Source organism: Aeromonas fluvialis (assembly GCF_000819885.1).
In the GTDB taxonomy this organism is placed as follows: Bacteria; Pseudomonadota; Gammaproteobacteria; order Enterobacterales; family Aeromonadaceae; genus Aeromonas; species Aeromonas fluvialis.
The window spans coordinates 26,268-40,293 of the sequence record NZ_CDBO01000015.1; the positions used below are offsets into that span (position 1 = coordinate 26,268).

The 14,026-nt window shown below is 51.5% G+C and carries 14 protein-coding genes; 10 read left to right on the top strand and 4 right to left on the bottom strand.

Annotation, left to right across the window (positions count from 1 at the left end; translation table 11 throughout):
- Positions 1 to 29 precede the first annotated feature (29 nt).
- A complete protein-coding gene (locus BN1125_RS04375) occupies positions 30 to 1,070 on the top strand; it encodes a glycosyltransferase family 9 protein (protein WP_042010900.1) in 1,041 nt (346 codons plus the stop codon).
- A gap of 62 nt (positions 1,071 to 1,132) precedes the next feature.
- On the opposite strand, the gene BN1125_RS04380 is transcribed toward BN1125_RS04375, so the two are convergent.
- The gene (locus BN1125_RS04380; RefSeq protein ID WP_167562307.1) at positions 1,133 to 1,930 is read right to left on the bottom strand and encodes a glycosyltransferase family 2 protein; all 798 of its coding nucleotides are present in this window, start codon (positions 1,928 to 1,930) and stop codon (positions 1,133 to 1,135) included.
- A 68-nt stretch (positions 1,931 to 1,998) separates the two neighbouring features.
- On the opposite strand from BN1125_RS04380, the gene BN1125_RS04385 reads away from it, so the two are divergent.
- The 8 genes from BN1125_RS04385 to waaA all read left to right on the top strand — a co-directional run bounded on the left by BN1125_RS04385 (position 1,999) and on the right by waaA (position 10,565).
- Positions 1,999 to 2,808 (top strand): lipopolysaccharide kinase InaA family protein, encoded by an 810-nt coding sequence (locus BN1125_RS04385; RefSeq protein WP_042010901.1) that lies wholly within the window; start codon positions 1,999 to 2,001, stop codon positions 2,806 to 2,808.
- Between the two features lie 85 nt (positions 2,809 to 2,893).
- Positions 2,894 to 3,805, top strand: coding sequence for a hypothetical protein (locus tag BN1125_RS18380; protein WP_084202251.1), 912 nt, complete (start codon positions 2,894 to 2,896; stop codon positions 3,803 to 3,805).
- 65 nt (positions 3,806 to 3,870) lie between these two features.
- Complete coding sequence (locus BN1125_RS04390) at positions 3,871 to 5,175, top strand: O-antigen ligase family protein (protein WP_084202252.1); 1,305 nt, start codon at positions 3,871 to 3,873, stop codon at positions 5,173 to 5,175.
- Positions 5,176 to 5,209: 34 nt separating this feature from the next.
- Entirely contained in the window at positions 5,210 to 6,103 is an 894-nt protein-coding gene (locus BN1125_RS18385; protein ID WP_084202253.1) for a glycosyltransferase family 2 protein, read from the top strand.
- Positions 6,104 to 6,161: 58 nt separating this feature from the next.
- Positions 6,162 to 7,334, top strand: a complete 1,173-nt coding sequence (locus BN1125_RS04400) for a glycosyltransferase (protein WP_042010904.1) — start codon at positions 6,162 to 6,164, stop codon at positions 7,332 to 7,334.
- Positions 7,335 to 7,369: 35 nt separating this feature from the next.
- Complete coding sequence (locus BN1125_RS04405; RefSeq protein WP_052446064.1) at positions 7,370 to 8,212, top strand: glycosyltransferase family 2 protein; 843 nt, start codon at positions 7,370 to 7,372, stop codon at positions 8,210 to 8,212.
- A 51-nt stretch (positions 8,213 to 8,263) separates the two neighbouring features.
- A complete protein-coding gene (waaF, locus tag BN1125_RS04410; RefSeq protein WP_042010905.1) occupies positions 8,264 to 9,298 on the top strand; it encodes a lipopolysaccharide heptosyltransferase II in 1,035 nt (344 codons plus the stop codon).
- Position 9,299: 1 nt separating this feature from the next.
- Positions 9,300 to 10,565, top strand: a complete 1,266-nt coding sequence (waaA, locus tag BN1125_RS04415) for a lipid IV(A) 3-deoxy-D-manno-octulosonic acid transferase (RefSeq protein WP_042010906.1) — start codon at positions 9,300 to 9,302, stop codon at positions 10,563 to 10,565.
- Positions 10,566 to 10,663: 98 nt separating this feature from the next.
- Here waaA and BN1125_RS04420 read toward each other — a convergent pair whose 3' ends face one another.
- From BN1125_RS04420 to BN1125_RS04430, 3 genes are read right to left on the bottom strand one after another with little or no spacing between them, the layout of a single operon-like run.
- Entirely contained in the window at positions 10,664 to 11,923 is a 1,260-nt protein-coding gene (locus BN1125_RS04420) for a PTS ascorbate transporter subunit IIC (protein WP_042010933.1), read from the bottom strand.
- Positions 11,924 to 11,974: 51 nt separating this feature from the next.
- Positions 11,975 to 12,262, bottom strand: coding sequence for a PTS sugar transporter subunit IIB (locus BN1125_RS04425; RefSeq protein ID WP_042010907.1), 288 nt, complete (start codon positions 12,260 to 12,262; stop codon positions 11,975 to 11,977).
- 35 nt (positions 12,263 to 12,297) lie between these two features.
- On the bottom strand, positions 12,298 to 12,741 hold the full coding sequence (locus BN1125_RS04430; protein ID WP_042010908.1) for a PTS sugar transporter subunit IIA: 444 nt from the start codon (positions 12,739 to 12,741) through the stop codon (positions 12,298 to 12,300).
- A gap of 251 nt (positions 12,742 to 12,992) precedes the next feature.
- Between BN1125_RS04430 and BN1125_RS04435 the strand changes: the two genes are divergently transcribed.
- Positions 12,993 to 14,015, top strand: coding sequence for a LacI family DNA-binding transcriptional regulator (locus BN1125_RS04435; protein WP_042010910.1), 1,023 nt, complete (start codon positions 12,993 to 12,995; stop codon positions 14,013 to 14,015).
- Positions 14,016 to 14,026 lie beyond the last annotated feature (11 nt).

The window sequence follows — 14,026 nt, forward strand, 5'->3', positions numbered from 1 at the left end:
ATTGGTGACAGGGAGCAAAGGGATTTTTTATGAAACGTATTCTGGTCGTTCGCAATGACAAGATTGGTGACTTTATGCTGGCGTGGCCGAGCTTCGCCATGCTCAAAGGCTCCATGACGTGTCATGTGACTGCCCTGGTTCCGGCCTATACGGAGCCGCTGGCCCGGCTCTGCCCCTGGATTGACGAGGTGATCATCGATCCGGGTGTGCGGGCCGACAAGGAGCAGCAGCGGGCGCTGCTGGCGCGGATCAAGGCGGCGGCGTTCGACGCGTCTATCTGTCTCTTCTCCAACTCCCGCAACGCCATGCTGGTGTGGAAGGCACACATCCCTTACCGGCTGGCCCCGGCGACCAAGCTGGCGCAGGTGCTCTACAACCAGCGACTGGTGCAGCGCCGCTCCCGCTCCCAGAAGCCGGAGTCCGATTACAACCTGGAGCTGATCCGCCGCTTCCTGGCCGATCAGCAGGTGCCGGTAGTGGAGCCCAAGACCCCCTTTCTGCAGTTCGATGACGAGACCCTGCGGCAGGTGCGTGAGCAGCTGGCGCTCAAGCTCAAGCTCGATGCCAGCCGCCCCTGGTTGATGGTGCATGCCGGTAGCGGCGGTTCGGCCAACAACCTCTCCATCGAGCAGTATGCCCGCATCATCATCAAGCTCAATCAGGCCTGCCCCGAGCTGCAGTGTGTGCTCACCGCCGGTCCGGGCGAGGAGAAGATGGCCGAGCAGCTGGCGGCGGAGCTGCTGGCCCACGGCGGTAACGGCTGGATCTACCGCTCCAGCGACGGTCTGCCGATGTTCTGTCAGGTACTGGCCAACGCCGCCCTGTTCGTGGCGGGCAGCACCGGGCCGCTTCATATTGCCGGTGCGCTCGACGTGCCAACCGTCGGTTTCTTTCCGATGCGCCGCTCCGCCACGCCGCTGCGCTGGAAGCCCCTCAACAGCGAAGGACGTCACCTTGCCTTCAGCCCACCCGAGGATAGTGATCACCCGGAGGATATGAGCCAGCTCGACCCCAAAATCATGGCAAGCGCCATCGCTGCATGGGGCAAGTTGTTTTGGTCGGCAAGTTAGTCAGGGGCTCGTTCAGGGCCTTGCAAGGCCCTGATGTTGATACATTGTGGCTCCAGCATTCGCTAGACCACGGGGTTTTCCCAGTCCTTTTTGGGGGGGTGTAGGCGCTGCTGGCAGAAGTAGGCCTGGCGGATCAGTTTGGATGCCATGGTAATGCCGAGCATGATGAGACCGCGTTTACCATCGAGGAAAGCGCGCTGACGCACGCCGTGACGCCACAACACATCGACGATGCACCACGCAAAGTCATACCAGCGGCCGCCTTTCATCTCACGGCCCACCGCCCGCTCGGCATAGCGCTGAGCGCGTAGCACGGCGTCCTTGATGTCGGCGTAAGAGTCATGGCGGCAGATGCCCTTGAGTTTGCCGACCTTGCCATCAGTAACCAGCTTGTCGTGATAAAGGTCCATCTTGCCCTCCATCCGCCACTGATCACTACGCATAAGACGCAGGCGCCACTCCGGTTGATACATGTGGTTGAGCCAGCCACCGAGGAACCAGATTTTGCGCTGAAACTCCCAGGCGCTGATGGTCGGGTCATCGGCTTGTAGCACTTTTGCCATGTCCTCTCTGAGCTCTGGCTCAAGTGACTCATCCGAGTCAAGCAACAGAATCCACTTGGCCGGTGCGCACTGTTCCATGGCGAAGACCTTCTGCTTGAGCGGGCCTGGCCAAGGACGTTCGATGACAATGCAGCCGCGCTCGGCGGCATACTCGCGGGTGCCATCGGTAGACCCTGAATCGACAACGACAATGCGCTGTGCCAACCCTTGCACACTATCAAGCACCATGGGTAGACAGCGCATGCTATTAAAAGTGGTCAGGGCCACCGCCAAGGTGACTGCTTCTTGTTGTTCCATGGACATAACCGGCAAAGAGAGGTGATCTCCATTCTATCCTGATTCAAGTTTGCTGGGCAAAGTTTGACTTGGGTTCAGGCTTCACCGATGATCCGGCATTCCCGCTGTCTTTGGCGGGCGGTAGCTATGGCAAAAATAATTTCGATGGCATCGTGCCGGAGGAGTGCGAAGTGAAGCTGGTCCAGTTGAAAATTGAAGGGCAACCTAGGTGGTATTGGTTGTTCCACGACGAATTGAATCTGGCCGAGTGGGAACTGGTCTACGATGGCAAGATGAAAAATTTGGAGTCAATGGGAAGCAGTCGTTTTTTTTGGCATCCAGCCTCTGGCAGCCTATGCAAACTGGCGGTTAACAAATACTCTCCCCGGACGCAGTTTTGGCGATGGCTGGGGCGTGATGTTATCGAGCGGCGCTGGTTAGGTAAAGTCGATGCGCTGCGTGAATGGCGCAGTAACCGGATCATGCAAAAGGCAGGTTTGAAAACGGTGGATTGCCGTGCCGTAGGCATGGCGGTGAATGTGTGCAATTCGCTGGGTTCCTTTTTGGCGATGGAATACTTGGAGCAGTACCCGTCAGCCAAACAGGTATTACAATCTGTAACCACGGACGAACGCCAGAAAATTCTATTGCAGTTAGCAGAAGATATCGCCAGCTTGGCCAAGCATGGTTATTATCATCGTGATTTACATCTGAATAATTTTCTTTATGGCGAAGATGGGCCGATATGGATTGATACCCACATTAGGTCACTTCCTCGAGATCCCCTTAAAGCCTCCGATATTCTCGCGCAATCTCTTTCTGTCAAAAAATTACTTGGTGAGGAAAATCACCAAATCGTTTCCAATGCGCTGAGACAAATGGTTGACTGGTTTGATTGATGGCTGGAATCCTGATATTTAAGCAGGTTAATTAATTATTTATATATACAATAGTGACACAGGTAATTTAATAAGGTTAATTAATATGGCAATTGCAAATTTCTTTTGGCATGGTAGTTCGTTATCTCTTTACGAAAGATGTTGCATCAGCTCATTCGTTCATCATGGTTTTCATGTTCGAGTTCACACTTTTAATAAAAATTTGAATATTCCTAATGGGGCTGTTTTGTGTGATGCAGCAATATTTGCGGATATTAAAGATGTCGAAAAATTAAAACAGGGAGGAAAGACTGGTTGTCTCGCGGCATTTTCAGATTTATTTAGGTATAAACTATTATCTTCAGAACCCGGTTGGTGGTTTGATACAGATGTATTTTGTTTAAAGTCTGCAAGTGATTTTGATGGCTTGGCTGAAGCGTCTAAAGATGTTTTAGTCGGTTATCAATCTGAAAATGTGATAAATGGTGCAGTCTTATTGATCAAGAAAAAAAATGTTGCAAATGAAATTCTAGAAATAGCTGAATCAAAAGGTAATGATTTTGCTTGGGGAGAGATAGGCCCATCTTTACTGACGAAGTTTATCTCAGATAATCAAAACATATCATCAGTGCTTTCGCCTAAACATTTTTATCCGATACCATTTGAGATGATGGAAAAAACAGATGTTATGTTTGATGAAAAAGGACATTCAATTTGTAAAAAAATGACATCTGATGCTTATTGCATTCATCTTTGGAATGAAGCGATCAATAGAAAAAACATACCAAAAGAATTATTTCCGCCCAGCAACAGCTATCTCTATGAATTATTTAATGCGACAGGGGAAAAGACATCGCAAAATGCTTCGGTATCATTGGCCACAATAAAAAGTTTAAGCTTTGTTTTTGGAATAAAAAAATCTGAGCTTCAGGTTCTTCTTGGCTATAGGTATATTCGTGGCGTCTTCTTACAAATCAGAGATAATTACCTCAAAAAGCTCTTTGTAAAAAAGATGTGACGACGCACTTGATGAGAAGGCAATTATTATAAGATATTTAATATTAATTTATTGGTGGGGGTTGGATGAAGGATTTTTTGGTGATATGCATTGACTGGTTTAAAAATGATGAAAACATAAAAAAAATAGGATTATTATTTTTATTAGCCTATGCTTTTTTATGTTTTGCTGACTCATCTCTGGCGAAAAGCTTAATTATTGTGCCATGTATTATTGGTCTCTATTTGATGGTCAGGCAGTCTTTTTTCCCCAAGGCGCTGTTTTATTTTTTACTCGCCATCATTATCGTACAAACGATGGGATGGTTTTCAATGTGGCTTGATCATGAGCCGTGGAACACCAAGCTGCCAAAATTCGATTTTTTGGTAAAGTATTTTCCATATTTACTGTTGATGGTTTTTATCGCAGGTAACGAAAAGAGGGTACTCATTGTATGGTCAGCCGCGTTGGCTGGATTTTTTTGGCTAATATTATTTTCACCAAATACCATCGCGTATTGGCAGCAGGCCCTATCCGGAGGACGACCGGCATTTGGTCTGCGTAATGTTCAGGATCTTGCGCTGTTTTTTGGTGTGATGTTTTTTGCTTTGGTTTGCTTTAGACAGCGTTTGCTACAGGGGAAGTATCTCTGGTTAAAAACGGTGTTATTTGCGGTTTGTTTATTGATTAACTTATTTGGTGTGGTGTTTACCCAGACCAGAGGGATATGGGTTGCCTCGTTCGTTGTATTGATGTTTTTGCTTGTCTCGACATTGTTTAAAAATAAAGAAGGTTTATCGAAAAAGAATATTATATATGTCGGTGTGTTGTTGTTTTTAGCACAAGGCGCGTTGCACATATCCGGCCAGGATAAGGTATTTTTAAAACGAATTAATACTGAACAAGAGACCATCGAAAAAATTGTAACACTCCAGTGGGATGAAGTGCCACTGACCAGTGTCGGTATTCGTTTTCATTTGTGGAATAATGCTCTTACGTATATTAAACAGCGGCCATTATTAGGGTGGCACAGTCCTTTGGCATCTAAAAAAATAATTGAGCAAGATACCGAGGTTAGAGCCATAAAGGTATTCACGCATCACCATAATATTTATGTCGAAATACTTGTAATTGCCGGAGTGTGCGGGTTGTTGTTATTTTTATGTTTCATCGGGTATATAATGAAACATGCATACAATGCAAGAAAGAAAAATTTGATTGCAGCGGATATATACCAATTCAATCTTTGTTTTTGGATTTTATTCGGGGTAGCAAACTTCTTTGAACCCTATCTGATTTTTAATAACGGTCGTATTATAGTCATATTGATGTTGCTTGGCGTGACCTCATTAATACCAAGTTTGTATGCAAACGTTAAGCGTGCAGAGTAATCATTTTAATGTTTATTGATGTGAGCAAACAATTATGACTGTCTCTGTAGTTATTCCTTATTACAATGACTCACCAGTTTTTGAGCGCTGTTTGAATAGTGTTTATCGTCAGACCAGACCTGTCGATGAGGTGATAATTGTTGATGATTGTTCTAATGATAGTGATAAATTACGAATTATTATCGAGCGATATGATGCCATTGAAAAAAAAATAAAGTATGTCAGGAACAAAGAAAACCGGAATGGTGCATTCTCTAGAAATGTTGGCATGAAGATCGCGTCATCAAAATATATAGCTTTGCTGGATGCTGATGATTTTTGGATGGATGATCATATTGAAACATGTCTTGAAAATATAAAAGATGTCGACTATGTATTTTCCAATGTTATTCGTGTGTATCGGAATGGCCGTGAAGAGAAAAGGAAAGTAAGCAATCCAACGTTATTGTCAACACCATGTGACATCATTTTTGAATCACCCCCACAGACAAGTTCATTTTTCTTTCGTACCAACGTTATAAACAAGGTGATGTTTGATGAATCGTTAAGGCGTCATCAGGATTATCAGTTTTTGTGTGATTTAATAACGACTGGTGTTGAATATAAATACGTCGATGCTTATACAACATGTTATGTTCAGTCACATCGAACGTTGAGCTCAAGATATGATTTTGAGTCATCGATGAAGTTTTTTGATGAGCGAGAGTCATTATTTACACAAGATAAGTTAAAACGGTTTTTGTTGAGAGTCATCATTGGTAAGTTACCTATGCTTAAAAATGATCTCAGCTATTATTGCCAGAGATATCAGATCCTACATTTTTTGGAGAGTTTTAAATTTCTTTTGTTTGCATCAAAGGTGAAAAATAAAAGAATTAAATCAATATTGAAAACCATGGCCAAGATTTTATACCGGAAAGATCGTTAATGATTGATGAAGGGAGTGTTTGGGCATTAGATGAATGTAAATGGGTGAAGGAGACGAAATGAAAAATAAAAAACGTATTGCAGTGATCGTTCGCTCTTTAAAGTTTGGTGGAATGGAGAGAGCAGCTTGTAATATGGCAGATGCGTTTTCTACTGCAGGACACGAAACACATCTCATTTACTTTAGAGACAAGAACAAAGAAATTTCTCCACGGAATGGCGATGTTATTTTGCACCATTTTGATTTACAAAAATTGGCAAGAATGACCATCATTGGTTGGTTTATCGAGCTGCTTGGTCGGGTAGTCAATTTGTTCGTAAACAAGGGTTTTTTTCTTGTCAATGCATTGGCGTTGTATCCTGTGTACCTCTTCAAACTCAAGCAGTTGGAAAGGCAATATGGAAAATTTGACCTGGTGTTATTACGTGGTCAAGGCACATTTGAACTGATTTGGCCAGCAAAAAAAAGTAATACTGCTAGAATATGCGTTAATGTTCCAAATCATCAGAAGAAAAATATTTTTGGAAAATTACTGGCACGCTGTTTATTTGATAAAAGTAGAGTTGTTTTGAACGCGCAAGGACTCATGGCGGATTATGAACACTATTTTAGAGATGCAGGCGTAAAACCCACATCAATGGATGTCGTAAATAATGTGTTTCCTGCCTCAGCTATCGATGAGTTAAAAACTCACACCGACCTTGATATTCCAAAGGAAAATTTTATTGTCAGCGTTGGTCGGCTGGTGCCGGTTAAAAATAATAGCCTGCTACTGGATGCCTATATAATCTTGATGAAAAAATATGGAGTGGGGCATCATCTTTATTTTGTCGGTGATGGTTCTGACAAGGCACAGTTACAAAAAAAAGCAGAGCAATATGGCCTGCTAGACAGAGTTCATTTTGTCGGATATAAGGCCAATCCTTATCCATGGCTTTCCAGAACAAGTCTATTTGTCCTTTCATCCAAAGCCGAAGGGGCGGGAGGAGTTCTTTTAGAGGGGCTATCTTGTCGTGCTCCTATGGTTGTAACCAACAGCAAGGGAGGGGTTCACGATATTATGAATCGTGGTCTTCAAAATTATGTTTGTGAATTTAATGCTGAAGACATGGCCGATAAAATGTTTCTAGCCCTAAACGAAAAACCTGATCTTGTACAGTATAAGAAAATACTAGATGATTACGCTCCAGATGTTGTTGTTTCTCGTTGGCTGAAATTGCTCAATATATAGACACATATTTATTATAATACGCATGAGGGGTCGATATGGTTGATGTTAGTGTTTTGATCTGCACCTATAATCGGGAAGCGGTGCTAGTTGATACAATTAAGGATGTTTTGGCACAGAGCTACCCCTCCTTTGAGGTAATTGTTGTTGACCAGACAAAAACGCATCTTGCGGAAACCGAAAATTACTTGTTACAGGTTAAGGATAAAATTAGAATTTTTCGGCAGGAACCGAGTTTGACCAAAGCGAGAAATAGAGCATTGCGTGAAGCGAAGGGGAATGTTTTAATTTTCATCGATGATGATGTTGTTTTAACTCCGAATTTTATCCGGGAGCATGTCGCAGCTCATCAGTCTGGTTACTCCGTGGTACAAGGTCGTGTTACCGTTGACAAGGATGTAGACAAAATTCCCTCGGCTAAACCTCAATATATGAGTGAAATGCTAAAGGTGACAGGAAGAAATGATTGCCTGACGATGGGGGAGACTAATACACTTACCGGCTGCAATTTTAGTATAGAAAAAAGTGTTGTGGACGAGGTCGGTTATTTTGACGAGTTTTTTCAGGGATTGGCGATTCGAGAGGATGCAGACTATGGCATCCGCTGTTATAAAAACGGTCAAAAAATGATTTTCTGGCCACAGGCAGAGTTAAAACACCTGAGAGCAACGACCGGTGGTGTCGATACTGGGATTCAGTACCATTTTTTATCGGATAGTTATTATCGTAATGAGCTCTATTTTTGCCAAAAACATTTTTCTAAAACTGCTTTATTTTTTTATAAAGTAAGACTGTTGAATCGGGCCAGGAAAATGTTTTTCAAATTATTGAAAAATATCATAAAAAATAATCAATCACATTTAGATGAACACAAGTCGTAAAAATTGGATAATCATGTTTTATTACCCAACAATCTGAATCAAAAAATCGCTATGAAAATTTTGGTAATCGGCCCCTCCTGGGTCGGCGATATGGTGATGTCCCAGAGCCTCTACAAGGCGATCAAGGCCAACCATCCGGAGTGCGAGCTGCACGTGATGGCCCCTGCCTGGTGCTGCGCCCTGCTGGAGCGGATGCCGGAGGTGGACAAGGCGATCACCATGCCCCTTGGCCACGGTGACTTCAAGCTGGTGGCGCGCCGCCGCCTCGGCAAGCAGCTGGCGGCCGAGCAGTACGATCAGGCCATCGTCCAACCCAACTCCATGAAGTCGGCGCTGATCCCCTGGTTTGCCCGGATTCCGGTGCGCACCGGCTGGAAGGGCGAGAGCCGCTACGGTTTGCTCAACGACCTGCGCAGCAACAAGTCCGCCTTCCCGCTGATGGTGGAGGGCTATCTGGCACTCGCCTATCCCAAGGCGCAGATGAAGAGCCGGGCCGATATTCCGACCATTCCGCACCCGGCGCTCCATGTCGATTTGATCAACCAGAGCAAGGCGCTGGAGCGGCTGGGGCTGGATCGCGCCCGCCCGGTGCTGGTGCTCTGCCCCGGTGCCGAGTTTGGCCCGGCCAAGCGCTGGCCGGAAGGGCATTACGCCGTGGTGGCCCAGCAGCACCTGGACGAGGGCTGGCAGGTGTGGATCTTCGGCTCCAACAAGGATGTGCCGGTGGCCAACACCATCCGGGATCGAGTCAACCTGCTGACGCGCCCCAACTGCCATGTGCTGGCGGGCAAGACCAGTCTGCACGAGGCGATCGATCTGATGGCGCTGGCTGGCCGGGTCATCTCCAACGACTCCGGTCTGATGCACATCGCCGCCGCCCTCAATCGGCCGCTGGTCGGCGTCTATGGCTCCACCTCGCCGCTCTATACCCCGCCGCTGGCGGACCGGGTCGAGATCGTCCACACCGACATCGAGTGCCGCCCCTGCTTCAAGCGCACCTGCAAGTTCGGCCACCTCAAATGCCTGATCGATCTGCCACCGGAGCAGGTGGTCGAGGCGTGCAACAAACTGGATCTGAGCGAGTAAGATGCCCTATCGCCTGCTCTACAACCTGCTAATCCATCTGGGATTGCCTCTGGCGCTGCTGGCGCTCTACAAGCCGAAGAAAGGCAAGCCCGGCTTTGGCGAGCGCTGGGGCGAGCATCTCGGGCGGCTGCCTGTCACCGGGCAGGATGCGCCACTCTGGATCCATGCGGTGAGCGTGGGGGAGACGCTGGCCATCACGCCGCTCATTCGCGCCCTCAAGGCAGAGCGGCCCGACCTGCCGATCCTGCTCACCACCACCACCCGTACCGGCGCCGATCAGGCGGCCAAGCTGGGGGATCTGGTGGTGCATCGCTACGCGCCGCTCGACTACCCCTGGGCCATTGCCGCCTTTCTCGATACCTTCAAGCCGCGTGCGCTTTGGGTGATGGAGACCGAGCTGTGGCCAAACTGGCTGGCGGCCTGCGAGGCGTGCCACCTGCCGGTGACCATCATCAACGCCCGCCTCTCCGAGCGATCCTGCCAGCGTTATGCCCGCTTCCAAGGTGCCTTCGACGCCCTGAGCCGGCCGCTGACCCATCTGCTCTGCCAGCATCAGGATGACGCCGACCGCTTCGCCCGCCTCGGCATCGATCGTTCGCGGCTGGCAGTGACCGGCTCCATCAAGTTCGACATCCAGTTTGGTGACGAGGCGCAGGCCAAAGGGCGTGCCCTGCGCCAGCAGTTGGGCGCCGAGCGGCCGGTCTGGATCGCCGCCAGCACCCATCTGGGTGAGGACGAGCAGGTGCTGGCCGCTTTCGACCTGCTGCTCAAACGTCATCCCGCTGCTCTGCTGATTTTGGTGCCGCGCCATCCCGAGCGGTTCGACCGGGTGGCCGAGCTGTGCGCCCCTTATGGCTGTGTGCGGCGTACTGATGGTGCAGCGGTGAGTGCGGAGGATAAGGTCTATCTCGGCGATACCATGGGCGAGTTGCCGCTGATGCTGGCAGCGGCCGATGTGGCCTTTGTCGGCGGAAGTCTGGTGAAGATCGGCGGTCACAACCTGCTGGAGCCGGCGGCGCTCGGCAAGCCCTGCCTGACCGGCCCTGCCTATTTCAACTTCAGCGACATCACCCGCCAGCTGGTGGCTCAGGGGGGCGCCGCCATCGTGGCCGATGCCGCCGCACTGGGCGAACAGGTGAGCCAGTTGTTTGCCGACGGCAACGCCCGCCGCGAGATGGGGGAGCAGGCCCGCGCCGTGGTGTTGCGCAATCAGGGGGCGCTGGCCCGCACACTCTCTCACTGCCTCACCGCGCTGGAGAACGACTGAGTGTCAGCCTTTCATACAGCCCGCCATCCATCATCGATGGCCGGCCATAAAAAAACGGAGCGCGATGCGCTCCGTTTTGTTTTTGGCGGTTGCCGGAATTAGCGAACGATCAGCCCCAGCAGGATGCCGACCACACCGAAGTCGGAGTCGCTGAAGGTGGTGTTGGCAAAGCCGAGGTCGCCCAGCACTGGCAGCAGGAACACCGGCAGGATGGTGAGCAGCAGCAGGCCGTTGGCGAAGGAGCCAAGAATGGCGCCACGACGACCACCGGTGGCGTTGCCGAATACCCCGGCGGCGGCGCCGACGAAGAAGTGCGGTACCACACCCGGGATGATGACGGTCAAGCCCATCAGGTAGAGCAGCGCCATCCCCACCAGACCGGCGGCAAAGCTCGACAGGAAGCCGATCAGCACCGCATTGGGGGCGTAGGGGAAGACGATGGGGCAGTCGAGCGCCGGCTTGGCGTTCGGCACCAGCTTGTCGGAGATCCCCTTGAAGGCGGGTACGATCTCGGCGATGACCATCCGCACACCCTGCAGGATGACGTAGACACCGGCGGCGAAGGTGATGGACTGCATCAGGGAGAACATGAACCAGTGCTTGCCCTTGGCGACGCTGGAGACAAACTCGGGGCCGGCGAAGGCGGAGGTCACCAGGAAGATGATGCCCATGGTGAAGGAGATGGCCACCGGGGTATCGCGCAGGAACAGCAGGCTCTTCGGTACCTGCACATCTTCGCAGCTGTGGGCCTTGTTGCCGAACTTGGCGCCGATCAGGGCGGAGAGCACGTAGGAGCAGGTGGAGAAGTGACCCAGCGCCACGTCATCGGAGCCGGTGATCTGCTTCATGAAGGGGTGGGCGATGGCCGGGAAGAAGACCATGGCGACACCAACCACCAGACTGCCCACCGCGATCAGCGGCACGCCGCTCATGCCGCCGGCAGAGAGGATCACCGCCACCATCATCGACATGAACAGGGTGTGGTGACCGGTCAGGAAGATGAATTTCCACGGGGTCAGACGGGCGATCAGGATATTCACCAGCATGGCGAAGAACATGATCATCGCCATCTCCTTGCCAAACGAGGTCTGGGCGATGGAGACGATGGCCTCGTTGTTGGGCACAACGCCCTTGATGCCGAAGGCGTGCTGGAAGATGACGGCGAAGTCACCCAGCGAGTTGATCACCAGGGTGGCACCGGCCCCCAGGATGACGAAACCCATGATGGTCTTGACTGTGCCCTTGATGCACTCGGTCACCGGTTTTTTCTGGGCAATCAGGCCGATAAGCGCGATCAGGCCGACCAGTACGGCGGGCTCGGAGAGCACATCAAACATCAGAAAATTGAAAAATTCCATGGTCAGCTCCTGGCAATGGAAGATGCGGCCCGCAGGCCGCATGGAGGATCCTTATAGGGCGCCCAGTTCGCGCAGGGCGATGGAGAGCTGCTCTTTCATCGCGACCTTGTCGACCATGTTGGCGAGGCTCACCAGTCGGCCATTGACGCCCATGGATTGCAGCTGCTCGGCAATATCGCGGGTGGCAATAAAGATCTCGGCGGTTTCGCTACCGGCGGAGGCCAGATCGCGGTGATCCACGTCGGCGGTGACCGCCAGCTCTTTCAGGATGCTCTTGATGCTCATCTCCATCATCAGGCTGGTGCCCAGACCGTGACCGCATACAACCAGAATTTTCATTGTCTCTTCCTTTTTCAGGTGCGCCGTGGCGCAGATCAGTAGCGCGCCAGAATGCGCAGGATGTCGTCTTTGGTGTCGGCCGCGATGATGGCCGCCACGTCCTCTTCATTCATAAACAGCTCGGCCAGCTGGGCGATGGTCTCCACGTGGGCGTTGCTGTCGCTGGCGGCCAGGGTGATCAGCAGCTGGATCGGGTCGTTGCCTTCTGAGTCGAAGTTGACCCCCTGCTTGATGACGGTCAGCCCCAGTCCCAACCGGTTGACGCCGTCCTCGGGGCGAGCGTGGGGCATCGCCAGACCGGGACCCAGCACGTAGTAGGGGCCGATCTCCTCGTGGGAACGAAACAGCGCCGCCACGTAGGAGGGCTCGATGGTGCCATTGGCCAGCAAGGGAGCCGTTGCCAGCTCGATGGCGTGGCGCCAGTCGCGGGCGGCAGGCTCGATGCGGATGACATCCTCGGTCAGCAGTTGAGTCAGCATGGTGGTGATCCGGCTAGTTAAGATGGCGCCAATCTATCGATCTTGCGGTGGTGAAACTGTGAGGGTGATCGCGAAAGTTAGCGCTATCAGATAGCGCTAACATGAAACTGTGATAGCGCTATCATTCCACGTATTAACGGGGGTCACTCTGCTCCCGTGATCCGGGGGAGAGGATAGAATCGGCCTTGAGCAAATAGTCAGCGCCGCACTTTTGCCTTAAAGTGAGCAGCCGCAAGCCGAGGATGGGATGGATGTCAGAAGCAAAAAAGCGCCGTAGCACGGGTCGGGTGACCCTCAACGATGTGGCTCAGCTGGCCGGGGTGGGGGCCATGACGGTCTCCCGCGCCTTGCGCACGCCGGATATGGTCTCCGACAAGATGCGCGAGCGCATCGAAGCTGCGGTGGAAGAGCTCGGCTATATCCCCAATCGGGCGGCCGGGGCACTCGCCTCTGCCACCTCCCAGACTATCGTAGTGATCGTCCCCAGTCTGACGGAGGCGGGCTGTGGCGAGATGATCGCTGGCCTGCAACAGACCCTGCTCGACGAGGGTTACCAGATCATGCTGGGGGATGCCCAGCACCTGAAGCAGCAGGAAGAGAGCCTGCTGACCAGCTTTATGCAGCACAATCCGGCGGCGGTGGTGCTGTTTGGCGGTGATCCCGGCGAGACTATCCGTGCCCGTCTGAAGGCCTCCCGCCTGCCGGTGGTCGAGGTGGGCGCCATGGCGCGTAGCCCCATCGACATGAATGTGGGGGTCTCCAACTTTGATGCCGGTTATCAGCTGACCCGCCACCTGATCGAGCGGGGCTACCGCAACATCGGTTTTCTCTGTGCCCGGCAGGAGCAATGGATGCTGCAACAGCGGATGCGGGGCTGGCAGAAGGCGTTGCTCGACAACTACCTCTCCCCCGATGCCATTATCAACACCTCGGAGCGGCCCAGTTTCAGCACCGGCGCCACCATGCTGGGCGAGTTTCTGTTGCGCTGGCCCGAGCTGGACGCACTGATCTGCGTCAACGACGAGCTGGCCGCTGGCGTGCTGTTCGAATGCCAGCGTCGTCATTTGAATGTGCCAGGCAAGCTCGCCATCGCCGGATTCGACGATCTGGATGTGGCACGCGCTTGTTATCCTACTCTTACGTCGGTCAGGATCCCCTATCGCAAGATGGGGCAGGAGGCCGCCGAGCTGATCCTGCGCCAATTGGCCGGGGAGCCGGTGATGGGCACGGCGCTGGCCCTCGATTTTCAACTGCAAAAGCGGCAAAGCAGCTGATCCCCGTTTCA

Excerpts from the sequence above, each read along its gene's own strand:
- BN1125_RS04375 (WP_042010900.1), top strand. The coding sequence starts at position 30 with ATGAAACGTATTCTGGTCGTTCGCAATGACAAGATTGGTGACTTTATG.
- BN1125_RS04380 (WP_167562307.1), bottom strand. The coding sequence starts at position 1,930 with ATGGAACAACAAGAAGCAGTCACCTTGGCGGTGGCCCTGACCACTTTT.
- BN1125_RS18380 (WP_084202251.1), top strand. The coding sequence starts at position 2,894 with ATGGCAATTGCAAATTTCTTTTGGCATGGTAGTTCGTTATCTCTTTAC.
- BN1125_RS04390 (WP_084202252.1), top strand. The coding sequence starts at position 3,871 with ATGAAGGATTTTTTGGTGATATGCATTGACTGGTTTAAAAATGATGAA.
- BN1125_RS18385 (WP_084202253.1), top strand. The coding sequence starts at position 5,210 with ATGACTGTCTCTGTAGTTATTCCTTATTACAATGACTCACCAGTTTTT.
- BN1125_RS04400 (WP_042010904.1), top strand. The coding sequence starts at position 6,162 with ATGAAAAATAAAAAACGTATTGCAGTGATCGTTCGCTCTTTAAAGTTT.
- BN1125_RS04405 (WP_052446064.1), top strand. The coding sequence starts at position 7,370 with ATGGTTGATGTTAGTGTTTTGATCTGCACCTATAATCGGGAAGCGGTG.
- waaF (WP_042010905.1), top strand. The coding sequence starts at position 8,264 with ATGAAAATTTTGGTAATCGGCCCCTCCTGGGTCGGCGATATGGTGATG.
- waaA (WP_042010906.1), top strand. The coding sequence starts at position 9,300 with ATGCCCTATCGCCTGCTCTACAACCTGCTAATCCATCTGGGATTGCCT.
- BN1125_RS04420 (WP_042010933.1), bottom strand. The coding sequence starts at position 11,923 with ATGGAATTTTTCAATTTTCTGATGTTTGATGTGCTCTCCGAGCCCGCC.
- BN1125_RS04425 (WP_042010907.1), bottom strand. The coding sequence starts at position 12,262 with ATGAAAATTCTGGTTGTATGCGGTCACGGTCTGGGCACCAGCCTGATG.
- BN1125_RS04430 (WP_042010908.1), bottom strand. The coding sequence starts at position 12,741 with ATGCTGACTCAACTGCTGACCGAGGATGTCATCCGCATCGAGCCTGCC.
- BN1125_RS04435 (WP_042010910.1), top strand. The coding sequence starts at position 12,993 with ATGTCAGAAGCAAAAAAGCGCCGTAGCACGGGTCGGGTGACCCTCAAC.